The following is a 13898-nucleotide window of genomic DNA, read 5'->3' as shown; positions in this document are numbered from 1 at the left end:
TGACTCTATTATAGCATGAGAATCATCAAAAAGCTGACTAAATTATTCAAAGCGTGGAGAGAAATACTGTAAACCAGACCTTTTTTGCTAATATAAGCCAAGCCCAAGCTAAAACCAAGACTAAAATAGACAAAAAATTGTTGCACATCACCTGGGAAATGAATCAAGGCAAACAGAACACTGGATACCAGAAGAAAAATCAGAGTTTGTTTACTATTGTCCTGCTTAGGAAAGAGATAGCGTGCTAACATCCCTCTAAAGATAAGCTCTTCCGTCAAAGGAGCAAAAATAACGACAGCAAAGAATGAGAAAAGTGGTTGAGACAAGGTCAAGTCTGTCGCCATTTGTTGATTTACTGAAGGATCATTTGGCAAGAAAAATTGGACAACCAGAGATAAGAACCAAACCAAGGCAGGAAGCCAAATAAATCGGTTGAAGCCACTCTTCTCAATACGAACAGGACCTTTCTGATACCATTTGTAAACGCCGTACACATAAACTCCAGCCAAGGCTACATAGAGTAGGGTAACAGCATAGGGTGAAGCACCTAAGGCAAGCGACGTAGTCGCGAGCACCTGAATGAAGCCATAGATGAATAAAAAGGATAGAATGGCTAGAAGAAACCAGCCAAGGTTTTTAAGTAGTTTCATAAAGTTCTCCTATCTTGCTTTATAGCTGTTTTTCAATACAATGAGGTTTGCTATTCCTAATACAAGTACCCAGGCAAGTAACATACCGATGTTAGAAAAAGATATTTCTCCACCTTTTTTATTTAAAAGATTTACAATAGGACCAACGAACGAGTAATCCAACACTTTTTGAGCCGTATCATTTTGAAGAGCAATTATAGGTAAAAAAGAGACAATTAACATAGGGAAGATACTATAGACTTGCGCTTTAGATTGAGTATCTGACACCGCACCGATTAGAAGGTTGATAAAAATAATACTAATCGTTGCTAGGAGCAAATAGATAACGTAGGCAAATAAATAACCAGATAGATCTACTTTAAGATAGATGGGAAGTACAATCATAGCAAGTAACATTATCAGAATAGGGAGAACAAGCATACTGAAAGTATATTCTGTTGCTGTCACACCACTTAGGATGAGTGATTTAAGATTTCGTTTTTCCTTATCTTCTGCCATCATAATCGATACCATATAACCACTTCCCATACTCAAGACCATGGTCAAACTCGTAGAGAGGAGCAACATACTCAATTCTCCATTCTTATTCATGAATTCATTATATAGAACAGCAATACCAAAAGGCATCAATAAAGTTGCTAACAAACTTGAATTGCTAATAAGGACTTGCACTCTTAACCATAGTAGGGCATTTAATTTTCTAAACATCTAACTTTTCTCCTGTTAATCTGATAAAGATTTCTTCTAGTGTTGGCTCACAAGAGTGAACCACCATCAAATCTGTCGTGTCTAAATGTGGCAATTCTTCAAATGGAACTATCTGTTCTCGTCCATCGTTATAAACCACACGTACTTTCTTATCCACATGGTACTTCTGGATAATATCTTGCGGACTTCCATACTCTATTAAGTTCCCCTTATTCAAAAGAGATAAGCGATCACAAAGCAGAGTTGCTTCATTCATATCATGCGTGGTCAGAAAGATAGTTGTCCCCGCCTGCTTTAATTCTTGAAGTAGGATATGAATCATCTTAGATGTTGTAGGGTCTAAGCCACTAGTTGGCTCATCTAGGAAGAGAATCTTAGGAGCATTCAGAAGGGCACGAGCCAAGAACATTCGTTGTTTCATCCCTGTAGATAGTTTTTCTGCGATGATGTCTTTAGCATCTGCCAATCCAACCTGTTGGAGCACCTGATTTACTCTATCTGACTTGAGACCATATAACTTAGCGTAAATGAGCAGATTTTTGTAAAGACTCATCTTTTCATAAAAGCCACTGCCATCACTAACAATACCAATTTGTTCCAAATCATTTGAGGTTAAATCTTGAGAGTTCTTGCCTAACAAAACTGTTTTACCTTGATCTGCAGCCAACTGACCTGTCAAGACATTGATCATGGTTGTTTTACCTGAACCAGAAGGGCCAAGAAAACCAAAGATTTCACCTTCCTTAATCTCAAAAGAAATCTGATGAAGAGCTTTTTTGCTCCCAAAACTTTTGCTTACATTTTCAACACGAATCATAGAAACTCCTTTATTTGAAATAACGTTTCACCATAGGTAACTGCATCACATTGATATAAATATGGATTGCTCCGACAAACAAGAAGGCTAGTAACTGAATCTCTCCTGTCAGTAAAGAAAAGAGAGCAATCAGAAAGTACAAAGCTGGCAAGACATACTGATGTAATTGGAATAAAATCCGAAAACTCTGTTCCAAATTAGCCTGGCGCTCCCCTTCATCGCAAGAATTGACATAACCTAAGATATCCTTTGGCATAGAGAAAAATACCATATCAAACTGGCGAACAATCGCAATGGTTTTATAAAAATATTTTTGAGCATTAAAAGTCAACACTAATCCCAAAAAAGAAAGAGATAAGGTTAGATTGCTTCTATTTAGTATAACCACTTCACTTGCTGAAATGAAGAGAGCCAATAAAATCACTACACTTGCACTATTAAAAGCAATACTTCCAAACTCAAGATTCCGATACATTTGCACATAATAGCTTTCATTCAGATCATCATCCATTTCCTCTTGATACAAGGAATGAAATTTTCTGCTTTTCTTTAAGAAATTGAAAGTCAAAAAAAGACTAATGAAACCTAATACTAAACAAATAGCTGATATCCAAGGTATCAAGACTTTTACATCTAAAATAACTTCGTAGGATTCGGCACGTGCCTTAAACATCCCTACAAACATGCCCAAGAAGCCTCCAAAGACAACAGACATTAAAAATAACAAGACACCTTTCTTATTCTTTTTCATATTCATTCTCCTTTTTCACTCGCTAAATTGTTTGCTTTCTTTTCAATCCAGTCAACGACTGGGATGAGGGCAAAGTAGGCCCAAATAAATTGGTCACTGTAATAGAGATCAAACCATCCTAGATTTGTTCCAATTAGTAGACACACGCTGACTAATAAAGCTATGGCAACTACATAATAAATCACTTTATACTTGTTCATCATTTTTCTCCTTCTTCTTCAACCAGTTGAAAATGGACAAGAGGACTAAGTTAACCCAAAATAAATACTTACTTTCAACAAAATAGAACCACCCCAGTAATGTTCCAATCATAGCGAAAGTATTCACAATGAGGGCAAGAACACTCATGTAATAAATCACTTTATACTTGTTCATCACTCGTCCTCCTCCAAGCGAAATACTGATTCGACTGTTTCGTTGAAAATTTGAGATATTTTCAGGGCAATGATAATGGACGGGGTGTATTCGTCCCGTTCTAGTAGACTAACGGTCTGTCTGGAAACCCCTGCTAGCTTAGCTAGGTCGGTTTGATTGAGACCATCGCGAGCCCGAAGCTCTTTTAGACGATTTTTTAGTTGCATGTTACACACCTACTCTCCGTCAAATTCAACGGTTTGGATATCCTCAATGCGTTGTAGTTTGAATTTTTCTTTTCCCTTTTTATCAACACGGCGTAGCTTGACCCATTCCTCATCAACATCCACAACTTCCCAGTTGTCTGTTCCAAACACTTGTCCAATGATTGTTGGTTTCTTCCCAATCAATTCTTTTAATAATCTTGACATTTCTTTATTTCCTTTCTGTTTTTGCTCAATTCTTTTGATTTTATTCTCCAGTTTCTTGACCTTTTGGGAATGGTAGATATAATACATAATCACAAGAGGTACAAATCCTAATGCCCACATAATCGTTCCTTTCTCCTTTTCTCTTAACTTGAATTTATTGTAACATATCTTTTTCTTTTTGACAAGTATATTTGTCAAAAAGTTTATGATTTTTGTCATTTTGAAAAAGAAAAAGGTCAGGAGTAAAATCCTGACCAGTTTATCTACTATTAAAAGCCTAGTTTTTCAAAGATTTCTGAGAAGTTTTGGCTGATAGCCTCAAGTGATACTTGCACTTCTTCTCGTGTTTGGTTGTTCTTGACCGTCACTTGTCCGCTTTCGACTTCGCTCTCGCCTAGAGTGATGAGAGCCTTAGCCGCAAAGACATCGGCTGACTTGAACTGAGCTTTTAGTTTACGGTTAAGGTAATCACGCTCTGCTTTGAAACCTTGTTGGCGAAGAGCTTGTACCAACTCCAAGGCCTTGACATTTGCTCCTTGACCCAAGACTGCGATATAGACATCTAGGGCGTTTTCGATAGGAAGAGCAACACCTTGCTTCTCAAGAATGAGAAGCAGGCGCTCTACACCAAGTCCAAAACCAAATCCAGCAGTTTCCGGGCCTCCAAAGTAAGCAACCAAGCCATCGTAACGACCACCCGCACAGACTGTCAAGTCATTGCCCTCAATCTCAGTGATAAACTCGAAAATGGTGTGGTTGTAGTAGTCCAAACCACGCACCATATTGGTATCGATGATATAGTCTACTCCAAGATTTTCCAACATCTGACGCATAGCATCAAAATGAGCTTGGCTTTCTTCATCAAGGAAGTCCAAGATAGACGGCGCATTCTCCACTGCCACCTTGTCTTCTTTTTCCTTAGAGTCCAAGACACGGAGAGGATTTTCCTCCAAACGACGTTGGCTATCCTTAGACAAGGTCTCCTTGAGCGGTGTCAAATAGTCAATTAAGGCTTGACGGTAGGCCGCACGGCTCTCAGGATTTCCAAGAGTGTTAAGATGTAATTTGACACCTTGAATACCGATTTCTTTCAAGAAATGGGCTGCCATAGCGATGGTTTCCACATCGGTAGCTGGATTGCTAGAGCCAAAACACTCAACACCAATCTGGTGGAACTGGCGCAAACGCCCTGCCTGTGGACGCTCATAACGGAACATAGGGCCCATGTAGTAGAACTTGCTTGGCTTTTGCACTTCTGGGGCAAAGAGTTTATTTTCCACATAGGAACGGACAACGGGCGCTGTTCCTTCTGGACGGAGGGTAATATGGCGATCACCCTTGTCATAGAAATCATACATTTCCTTGGTTACGATATCGGTTGTATCTCCAACAGAGCGACTGATAACCTCATAATGCTCAAAAATAGGCGTGCGCACTTCTGCGTAGTTATAGCGCTTGAAAATCTCACGGGCAAAGCCCTCAACGTACTGCCATTTGGCAGATTCAGCAGGTAAAATATCCTGCGTTCCTTTTGGTTTTTGTAATTTCATAGGGAATCCTCTTTAAACTTAATAGTCTTATTTTACCATAAATAGAGGGATTAAAACAGTGAGAGAAGAAAATCTCAAGAGAGTCTTTTCAGAAAATTCATCAAAAACTTGCCAAATTGTCAGAATTATGAGAAAATAGAGGATATTTATCACGTGGAGGGACTGTAATGAGAGACGATATCAAAATCAATGACCGTGCTTTGGCCTTGCAAGACCAAATTATCGAAAAGCTAGAGAAGGTTTTTGATACAGATGTGGAATTGGATGTTTACAATCTAGGGTTGATTTATGAAATCAATCTGGATGAAACAGGTCTCTGCAAGATTGTCATGACCTTCACCGATACAGCCTGCGATTGCGCAGAAAGTTTGCCTATCGAAATCGTGGCAGGTCTGAAACAAATCGAGGGTATCCAAGATGTCAAAGTTGAAGTCACCTGGTCACCTGCTTGGAAAATCACACGAATCAGTCGCTACGGCCGCATTGCCCTTGGACTACCACCTCGTTAAGCAGGTCAATAACTTTTAAAGATGAAAAAAAGCAAGCCGAAGTTGGCTTGCTTTTTGATACTCAATGAAAATCAAAGAGCAAACTAGGAAACTAGCCGCAGGTTGCTCAAAACACTGTTTTGAGGTTGTAGATAAGACTGACGAAGTCAGTAACCATACCTACGGCAAGGCGACGTTGACGTGGTTTGAAGAGATTTTCGAAGAGTAAGAGTTTATTTTTTACCTGACTTGTCCATATTCCAGAAGTCTGTCACGGCTCCGCGTGAAGCAGATGATACGATGTGGGCGTATTTACCGAGGACACCACGGCTGTATAGTGGTGGCAAGGTTGTTTCTGCCTTGCGTTTTTCAAGTTCTTCTTCGGATACGGCCATAGAAATTTCTTTGGTATCTTGGTCAACCGTAACGATATCACCTGTACGAAGGTAAGCGATTGGTCCACCATCTTGAGCTTCAGGAGCGATATGTCCAACAACCAGACCATAAGTACCACCAGAGAAACGGCCGTCCGTCAAGAGGGCCACCTTATCTCCCTGACCTTTACCAACGATCATGGATGAAAGTGACAGCATCTCAGGCATACCAGGACCACCTTTAGGTCCAACGAAACGAACAACGACTACATCGCCATCAACGATTTCATCTGTCAGAACGGCCTGAATCGCATCTTCTTCTGAGTCAAAGACCTTAGCTGGTCCAACGTGACGACGAACTTTAACACCTGATACCTTGGCAACTGCACCGTCAGGAGCAAGATTCCCGTTCAAGATGATAAGCGGACCGTCCGCGCGTTTTGGATTTTCAAGGGGCATGATAACTTTTTGACCTGGTGTAAGGTCTGCAAAGTCAGCCAAGTTTTCAGCTACAGTCTTACCAGTACATGTAATGCGGTCTCCATGAAGGAAACCATTTGCCAAGAGATATCTCATAACCGCAGGCACACCACCGACTTCGTAGAGATCTTGGAAGACATACTGACCAGATGGTTTCAAGTCAGCCAAGTGAGGCACACGTTCTTGGATCATATTGAAGTCCTCAAGTGACAAGTCAACGTTGGCAGCATGGGCAATGGCAAGCAAGTGAAGAGTGGCATTTGTAGAACCACCGAGAGCCATAGTTACAGTGATAGCATCTTCAAAGGCTTCACGAGTCAAGATATCTGATGGCTTGAGACCGAGCTCCAACATCTTAACAACAGCACGTCCTGCTGCTTCGATGTCTTCTTTCTTGTCAGCTGATTCAGCTGGGTGAGATGAAGACCCTGGTAAACTCATACCGAGAACTTCGATAGCTGTCGCCATGGTATTAGCAGTGTACATACCACCACAGCCACCAGGGCCAGGGCAGGCATTACATTCGAGACGTTTCACGTCCTCAGCCGTCATGTCACCGTGGTTCCATTTTCCGATACCTTCAAATACAGAAACCAAGTCAATGTCTTTGCCATCAAGATTTCCCGGTGCAATAGTTCCACCATAGGCGAAAATAGCTGGAATATCCATGTTGGCAATGGCAATCATAGAACCCGGCATGTTCTTGTCACAGCCACCGATAGCAACAAAGGCATCCACATTGTGACCACCCATAGCTGCCTCGATTGAGTCCGCAATAATATCACGAGATGTCAAAGAGAAACGCATACCAGGCGTTCCCATGGCAATCCCATCCGCTACAGTGATAGTCCCAAACTGCACAGGCCAAGCACCTGCCGATTTGACACCTTCTTTGGCTAATTTCCCAAAATCATGCAAGTGGATGTTACATGGTGTATTTTCCGCCCAAGTCGAAATTACCCCAACAATCGGTGTTTCAAAGTCCTTATCTGTCATACCAGTCGCACGAAGCATGGCACGGTTTGGTGATTTTACCATACTATCATAAATGCTACTGCGGTGACGTTTATCTAATTCAGTCATTTATTCCCTCCCATTTCAGTTTTTACTATTATAGCACATTTTAAAAGCAATGAACAGAAGAAAATTCTTGAATTTTCAGAAAATTCTATACAGAAATATTTTCTTTAAAAATGTTACATTTATTTCTTGACTTTATAAATTAAAGTGATATCATTTAGATATCAAATAATAGGAGGTCATTCTTATGACTGAAAAACTAATCAATTCAAAACCAAATGGTGTATTCGCATTGATTCTCATTGAATTGGCGCTCGTACTCGGTATCTTTATATTTATAATGGGTGTTAGTTCGGAAAACATTTTTGGAATTATTATCGGACTTTTATTAAGCTTAATTGCAGGCCTAGCTCATGCTGGTTTAAAAGTTGTCAAACCTCAGGAAGCTCTGGTTTTGACCCTTTTTGGTAACTATACAGGTACCATCAAAGAACCTGGTTTTTACTTTGTTAATCCCTTCAGCGTAGCAGTCAACCCTGCAAATCACACTAGACTGGGACAAAGTGGTGATGTTAGCACAAAATCTCCTTTGTCAGGAATGAAATCATCAAATGGCAATGATGTAAACATTGAAATTGGCAAAAAACAGATTTCCCTCAAGGTTATGACCTTGAGCAATTCTCGCCAAAAAATCAATGATTGTCTAGGAAATCCCGTAGAAATCGGGATCGCGGTAACTTGGAGAGTTGTTGATACAGCCAAAGCAGTCTTCAATGTGGACAACTACAAAGAATATCTTTCATTGCAATGTGATAGCGCCCTCCGAAATATTGTCCGCATCTATCCTTACGATGTCTCTCCTAATGTGGATACTACAGGTGACGGGCAAGCAGATGAAGGTAGTCTCCGTGGTTCTAGTGAGATTGTAGCTAACCGTATTCGTGAGGAAATCCAAAGTCGTGTTGAGGATGCTGGCTTGGAAATCCTTGAAGCACGTATTACTTACCTAGCTTACGCTCCAGAAATTGCTGCTGTCATGCTTCAACGCCAACAAGCATCTGCCATTATTGATGCCCGTAAGATGATTGTGGATGGTGCTGTAGGAATGGTTGAAATGGCACTAGAACGACTCAATGAAGGGGAATTGGTAGAGCTTGACGAAGAACGAAAAGCTGCCATGGTTTCAAATCTCCTTGTCGTACTCTGTGGCAATCATGATGCACAACCAATTGTCAACACAGGAAGTCTTTACTAAAGATGGCTGAAGCTAAAAAGAAGCAGATCCCCCTTCGACTCTCAACAAAGTTATACGCTGCACTCGCATCATGGGCAGAAGATGACTTTCGTTCAGTCAATGGGCAAATCGAATATCTCCTCACAGAATGTGTCAAACAACGGAAGAAAGACGGAAAATACGTATCAGAAACCATTGACGAACCATTTGAGATTGATATTTAACACCTTCTCCTGTCTGCTAGGACTGACAGGAGAATTTTTTCATCTTTTTTTGTCAAGTAACTTTACTTTACAAAAAAAATGTGTTATTCTAATATGGTTGATGAAAATCAGTAGATTGAATCGAATATAAATACCTAAAGGAGAAATCAAAATGGCAGTACCTGCACGTCGCACTTCAAAAGCGAAGAAAAACAAACGTCGTACACACTACAAAGTAACAGCTCCATCTGTAAACTTTGACGAAACTACTGGAGATTACTCACGTTCTCACCGTGTATCACTTAAAGGATACTACAAAGGACGTAAAATCGCTAAAGCTGCATCAGCTGAATAATAGAAGGGAGATACCATGCGCGTAAATATTACACTTGAACACAAAGAATCTGGTGAACGCTTGTACCTTACTTCTAAAAACAAACGTAACACTCCAGACCGTCTTCAATTGAAGAAATACTCACCAAAACTTCGCAAACACGTTGTGTTTACAGAGGTTAAGTAATAGGTCATTCCGTTTCATGACTTACACCCTATTAGTTAGACAAAAATATCTAGCTGATAGGGTGTTTTATTATAAAACTAACATTACATAGTCTTTCTCTATATTCTTTCAACTGATACTATTTAAGGAGAAACATTAATGAAAATAAAATTTAAAGAAAGCAATACCATTACTTCCATAAAATACAAATCTTTTTTATTTGTAAAATTGCCACTACTAGCTATTTTTTACGCAGTTATTATCAACTACATACTTAGTTTTAAGTTGACAGCTATAAGTGATTTGCTAACGTCTAAAGGTATTATCCCTTTAATCTTAATTATTCTACTGGCTTATCTTACCTTCAAGAACTATGCTTCTTTTAAAAACTTACGTGAAAATTATAAAGCTAAGAATATTGACGGTGTTAATATACTGGTAAAACTGATTCGCATACATGATATAGTTAAAGTCAGAGAGCTTGGATTTAACAAAACAATCTATAACTACACATTTTCATGGGAAGATATCATTTTCCCTGCCATTAACAATAATATAAACGGCTCAAAACTTGAACCACTTGTTAAAAAATATTCTTTCCAGGTACTATCTATGAACATTCCTGCAAAAATGATTGGGAATGTGATCTATGTTGATCCCAAGGTGCTTGAAGAACGTATTAAAAATGATATTGAAGAAAGAAATAAACTTTTAAATTTTTAAAGATGACTTTTATTGAAGTTATCAATAAAAAATGGCTCTTTGTCAACTGTAGTAAGTTGATGAAGAGCTTTTTTCTAAAACATTCATGGTAGTACCTCCTTTAGACTATTATATCACTTTGAACTATATCGGTCTAATTGCTTATAGATGATGATAGCTGGATACTAAGAGAAATCAAAAAAGCACTCTAGGATAGAGGCCTAAAGTGCTTAGTTTCAAGGCTTTACAGCCTATCTTATTCAATAAAATATTACAACATCTTGTTGTAGAATTCAACGACAAGTGCTTCGTTGATTTCTGGGTTGATTTCGTCGCGTTCTGGCAAGCGAGTCAATGAACCTTCCAATTTTTCAGCGTCGAATGATACAAATGCTGGACGTCCAAGAGTAGCTTCCACTGCTTCAAGGATAGCTGGAACTTTCAATGATTTCTCACGAACTGAGATCACTTGACCTGGAGTTACGCGGTATGATGGGATATCAACGCGTTTTCCGTCAACAAGGATGTGACCGTGGTTTACGAATTGACGAGCTTGACGACGAGTAGTCGCAAGACCAAGACGGTAAACAACGTTATCCAAACGACGTTCCAAAAGAAGCATGAAGTTGAAACCTAGGATTCCACCTTTGATTTTTGTAGCTTGTACGAACAAGTTACGGAATTGTTTTTCACCTACACCGTAAGTGAAACGAAGTTTTTGTTTTTCAGCCAATTGCAAACCGTATTCTGACAATTTTGAACGGTTGTTTGGTCCGTGTTGTCCTGGTACGTAGTTACGACGTGCCAATTCTTTACCTGTACCTGTAAGTGAAAGGCCAAGGCGACGAGCTTGTTTCCAAGATGGTCCTGTATAACGTGACATGTGAATGTCCTCCTGATATAAATAATATTTCGGTGGAAATAGTCACTTAGAAAGCCCTGATTCGTGCAGATGCCCTTCGCCTAAACAGCCAAGGTTACTTATCATAAGACACCTGTTGACGAGCTTCATGCTTTCCTGCTGATATTTCACACAAAATCCATTTTACCATGAATGGCTAGATTTGTAAAGGGGTTTTAAGCTTTATTTTCATTGCCAGAGAGGTTAAGAAGGAGGGTAAAGGTACTTCCTAGGCCGTACTGACTGCTGACTGTGATTTCCCCACCCAATTGATGGGCCAATTCACGCGCAATCGCAAGACCCAAGCCATGACCACCTGTTTTCATGTTACGCGAAGTTTCAACACGATAAAGGCGTTTGAAAATATTCTCCAAATCCTCTGGGGCAATCCCCTGTCCTTCATCGGTCACACTGATTGAAAACTGGTTCTTCTCCAGCTTAGCTACCACCTCCAGCTTGGTTCCTGGGGCTGAGTATTTAAAAGCGTTATTGACCAGATTCACCAAGATGCGAGAAAGCTTGGCATAATCTCCCTCAATCCGAGCAGACTCTGGAATTACCTGCAAATGAACATCTCGCTCCTCCTGTTCAATCAAGAACTGAAATTCACTCATACACTCAATCAAAAGCTGGTCCAGAAAAATGCTGTCTTTGCTGGTCGTTTCCACCTGATTTTTAGATGTGTTTAGGGTCAAGAAATTCAATTCCTCAACCAGTTTATTGAGTCTTTCTGTCTGGCGCCCAATGGTTGCTAGATAATGGTCCTGTTCTCCTTCCTTGATAACCCCATCCAAAATCCCTTCTACCGTTGCTTGGATCGAAGTGATGGGGGTCTTGATATCATGCGATAGCTGGGCAATCATCAAGCCCTTTTCTCGCTCGCTTTCTTCCAAGGAATCAAATGTCGCTTGCAAATCATGGGACATTTCATTGAAAGCTTGGCCTAATTGCTGAAATTCTACAGGTCCTTGAACCTCCAGATTTGAAGGAAAATCCTTATCCGCTACCCGCTTGGCATGTTCCTTAAGTTTGCCCAATGAAGTAAATACCGGCGACAGGAGAAAGAGACTAATCCCAGCACCGACAAGGCTGGCAACGATGGTCATTCCAAGCAGAAAGTAAATCTCGCTTTTCTCAATCAGCATTTTTTGAACAGCCCAAAAAACCACGATAATCGTTAGGAGTGTTGAAATGATATACCCCACTAAAATATAACTTTTTAATTTCATTGACTACCTCGTGCTTTCTCAATTTTGTAGCCCAAGCCCCAGACGGTTTTGATGGTCGGTGTTTCTGCACTAGCATGTTTAGCCAACTCCTGTCGCAGAGCATGAATATGAACATTCAAGGTATTGGTATCATCCACATAGTCTTCTTGCCAGACCTTTTCATAGAGGTCTGTTTTAGAGAAAACGCGCTCTGGATTACTGGCTAGAAGCCATAGAAGTTCGAAGGATTTGACTGTCAAATCAAGCGCCACATCTCCGACTTGGACCTCATGGCTACCGTGATTCATCCGTAAATCCCCGAGACTGACGACTTCTGACTCACCTCCACGATGAAGGCGACGCAAGATATTGTGGACACGCAAAACCAGCTCCCGAGGGCTAAAAGGCTTGGCAATAAAGTCATCTGCCCCTAAGCTCAGGCCATAAATCTTGTCCTGCTCGCTAGTCTTAGCTGTGATAAAGAGAAAAGGCTGATCTGGAGATTGATACTGGACCTCACTAATCAAATCATAACCATCCATCCGAGGCATCATGATATCTGTAATAATCAAATCAATCGCTTTTCGCTTGAAGATTTCTAAGGCCTCTACTCCATCATGAGCCACCAAAACCTGATACCCTGCTTGAACCAGATAGCGTTGATGAATATCTGTGATTTCTACCTCGTCGTCAACGAGTAAAATTGTCTTTCCCATCTGTCTCTCCTTTGAAAAAAACAGTGCTATACCACAATAGTATAACACTATTTTTATCTCTTTACGAACATTCTAATCGATATCTGGATTTTTCAAATCCTAGATAGAAAGTCTGTAGCTAGACTAGTCATTTTCCTCTTTTTTAGCTTTCAAACCGAGTCCACCTAACAGTCCGGCCAAAGCTAATCCAAAGAATCCAAGAGTAGCCATTGATGTTTGGGCTTCACCAGTATATGGAAGCATGTCTTTTTGGTCTTTCATTTGGGCAGCCATCATCGGACTTGATACCTTGTTATTAGATGCCATCTTGCCTTCATCAGACATTTTACTTGAGGTTACCATAGGCTGGCTAGCATTCATGGTTTTGTCCTGCTCTTTGTTAGGCATCATCTTATCCTGGCTAGCAGCTGGCATTTTAGATTTCATATCATTGAGGGACTTATACCCATTCAAGTTCACTGTCAATTCTTTAGTCGCTACAAGATTAGTCAAATCCGCCTTGCCGTCTTTGGCACCGTATACCTTGATAGTGGCTTTATAACTTTGTGTACCATTTTGTTTCAAGAGGTCTAGAAGCTCTTTATCTGATTTACCTTGGGTACCTGCCAAATCCACTTCGTAGAAATAGAGGCCTTTGCCCAATTTTTCTACTGGTGGAAGGGCAGGATTTTTTGCTGAACCATTGTCTGACCATGGAGCCTTGTCGGATGCTTTCAAGATAAGGCGAGTCAACATACCGTCACCAGCGAAGAATTCATATGGAATGACTTGATTGACGCCGGCTGTGAATGGGCCTGGGAAATTGGCTTTAT

The 13898-nt window shown here is 40.3% G+C and carries 20 protein-coding genes; 6 read left to right on the top strand and 14 right to left on the bottom strand.

The genetic code is table 11. From position 1 onward, the window contains the following. Positions 1 to 8: 8 nt before the first annotated feature. Genes HMPREF2628_RS07560 through hisS form a run of 9 tightly spaced genes read right to left on the bottom strand, consistent with a single transcriptional unit; the run spans position 9 to position 5261 of the window. A complete protein-coding gene (locus tag HMPREF2628_RS07560; RefSeq protein ID WP_070842800.1) occupies positions 9 to 650 on the bottom strand; it encodes a CPBP family intramembrane glutamic endopeptidase in 642 nt (213 codons plus the stop codon). Between the two features lie 9 nt (positions 651 to 659). Further along, positions 660 to 1358, bottom strand: a complete 699-nt coding sequence (locus HMPREF2628_RS07555; protein ID WP_070842799.1) for an ABC transporter permease — start codon at positions 1356 to 1358, stop codon at positions 660 to 662. Then, positions 1351 to 2175 carry an ABC transporter ATP-binding protein gene (locus tag HMPREF2628_RS07550; protein WP_070842798.1) on the bottom strand — a complete coding sequence of 275 codons (825 nt, stop codon included), beginning with the start codon at positions 2173 to 2175 and terminating at the stop codon, positions 1351 to 1353. The genes HMPREF2628_RS07555 and HMPREF2628_RS07550 overlap by 8 nt, the downstream gene beginning before the upstream one ends. A 10-nt stretch (positions 2176 to 2185) precedes the next feature. Further along, positions 2186 to 2926, bottom strand: coding sequence for a DUF3169 family protein (locus tag HMPREF2628_RS07545; RefSeq protein WP_049513535.1), 741 nt, complete (start codon positions 2924 to 2926; stop codon positions 2186 to 2188). A 2-nt stretch (positions 2927 to 2928) separates the two neighbouring features. Further along, positions 2929 to 3126 carry a hypothetical protein gene (locus HMPREF2628_RS07540; RefSeq protein ID WP_033682914.1) on the bottom strand — a complete coding sequence of 66 codons (198 nt, stop codon included), beginning with the start codon at positions 3124 to 3126 and terminating at the stop codon, positions 2929 to 2931. Beyond that, positions 3113 to 3301, bottom strand: coding sequence for a hypothetical protein (locus HMPREF2628_RS07535; protein WP_070842797.1), 189 nt, complete (start codon positions 3299 to 3301; stop codon positions 3113 to 3115). The genes HMPREF2628_RS07540 and HMPREF2628_RS07535 overlap by 14 nt, the downstream gene beginning before the upstream one ends. After that, positions 3301 to 3507 (bottom strand): helix-turn-helix transcriptional regulator, encoded by a 207-nt coding sequence (locus HMPREF2628_RS07530; protein ID WP_001176231.1) that lies wholly within the window; start codon positions 3505 to 3507, stop codon positions 3301 to 3303. The genes HMPREF2628_RS07535 and HMPREF2628_RS07530 overlap by 1 nt, the downstream gene beginning before the upstream one ends. A 9-nt stretch (positions 3508 to 3516) precedes the next feature. Beyond that, entirely contained in the window at positions 3517 to 3981 is a 465-nt protein-coding gene (locus HMPREF2628_RS07525; RefSeq protein WP_070842796.1) for a hypothetical protein, read from the bottom strand. Continuing rightward, entirely contained in the window at positions 3981 to 5261 is a 1281-nt protein-coding gene (hisS, locus tag HMPREF2628_RS07520) for a histidine--tRNA ligase (protein ID WP_070842795.1), read from the bottom strand. Before hisS ends, HMPREF2628_RS07525 begins: the two co-directional genes overlap by 1 nt. A gap of 167 nt (positions 5262 to 5428) precedes the next feature. Here hisS and HMPREF2628_RS07515 point away from each other — a divergent pair, with 167 nt between their 5' ends. Next, on the top strand, positions 5429 to 5770 hold the full coding sequence (locus HMPREF2628_RS07515) for a metal-sulfur cluster assembly factor (protein WP_070842794.1): 342 nt from the start codon (positions 5429 to 5431) through the stop codon (positions 5768 to 5770). 212 nt (positions 5771 to 5982) lie between these two features. Here the strand turns inward: HMPREF2628_RS07515 and ilvD are convergent, their stop codons facing one another. Next, a complete protein-coding gene (ilvD, locus tag HMPREF2628_RS07505) occupies positions 5983 to 7686 on the bottom strand; it encodes a dihydroxy-acid dehydratase (RefSeq protein WP_070842793.1) in 1704 nt (567 codons plus the stop codon). Between the two features lie 184 nt (positions 7687 to 7870). On the opposite strand from ilvD, the gene HMPREF2628_RS07500 reads away from it, so the two are divergent. The 5 genes from HMPREF2628_RS07500 to HMPREF2628_RS07480 all read left to right on the top strand — a co-directional run bounded on the left by HMPREF2628_RS07500 (position 7871) and on the right by HMPREF2628_RS07480 (position 10282). Beyond that, positions 7871 to 8878, top strand: coding sequence for an SPFH domain-containing protein (locus HMPREF2628_RS07500; protein WP_070842792.1), 1008 nt, complete (start codon positions 7871 to 7873; stop codon positions 8876 to 8878). A 2-nt stretch (positions 8879 to 8880) separates the two neighbouring features. Continuing rightward, positions 8881 to 9081, top strand: a complete 201-nt coding sequence (locus tag HMPREF2628_RS07495; protein WP_000796544.1) for a type II toxin-antitoxin system antitoxin — start codon at positions 8881 to 8883, stop codon at positions 9079 to 9081. Positions 9082 to 9232: 151 nt separating this feature from the next. Continuing rightward, the gene (gene rpmF, locus HMPREF2628_RS07490) at positions 9233 to 9415 is read left to right on the top strand and encodes a 50S ribosomal protein L32 (RefSeq protein WP_000290417.1); all 183 of its coding nucleotides are present in this window, start codon (positions 9233 to 9235) and stop codon (positions 9413 to 9415) included. A 15-nt stretch (positions 9416 to 9430) separates the two neighbouring features. Continuing rightward, entirely contained in the window at positions 9431 to 9580 is a 150-nt protein-coding gene (gene rpmG, locus HMPREF2628_RS07485) for a 50S ribosomal protein L33 (protein ID WP_001265622.1), read from the top strand. Between the two features lie 138 nt (positions 9581 to 9718). Beyond that, positions 9719 to 10282, top strand: a complete 564-nt coding sequence (locus tag HMPREF2628_RS07480; protein ID WP_070842791.1) for a hypothetical protein — start codon at positions 9719 to 9721, stop codon at positions 10280 to 10282. 250 nt (positions 10283 to 10532) lie between these two features. On the opposite strand, the gene rpsD is transcribed toward HMPREF2628_RS07480, so the two are convergent. The 4 genes from rpsD to HMPREF2628_RS07460 all read right to left on the bottom strand — a co-directional run. Continuing rightward, complete coding sequence (gene rpsD / locus HMPREF2628_RS07475) at positions 10533 to 11144, bottom strand: 30S ribosomal protein S4 (RefSeq protein WP_000092756.1); 612 nt, start codon at positions 11142 to 11144, stop codon at positions 10533 to 10535. Positions 11145 to 11338: 194 nt separating this feature from the next. Next, positions 11339 to 12391, bottom strand: a complete 1053-nt coding sequence (locus tag HMPREF2628_RS07470) for a HAMP domain-containing sensor histidine kinase (protein WP_070842790.1) — start codon at positions 12389 to 12391, stop codon at positions 11339 to 11341. Next, on the bottom strand, positions 12388 to 13086 hold the full coding sequence (locus HMPREF2628_RS07465) for a response regulator transcription factor (protein ID WP_020902466.1): 699 nt from the start codon (positions 13084 to 13086) through the stop codon (positions 12388 to 12390). Before HMPREF2628_RS07465 ends, HMPREF2628_RS07470 begins: the two co-directional genes overlap by 4 nt. A gap of 123 nt (positions 13087 to 13209) precedes the next feature. After that, the coding region (locus tag HMPREF2628_RS07460; protein ID WP_070842789.1) for an SSURE domain-containing protein at positions 13210 to 13898 on the bottom strand (689 nt) is incomplete at its 5' end.

It is taken from the genome of Streptococcus sp. HMSC063B03, from assembly GCF_001836965.1.
GTDB classification, from domain to species: domain Bacteria; phylum Bacillota; class Bacilli; order Lactobacillales; family Streptococcaceae; genus Streptococcus; species Streptococcus pneumoniae_F.
The sequence above is the reverse complement of the archived record's forward strand: the minus strand, read 5'-3'. Positions and strand labels throughout refer to the sequence as shown.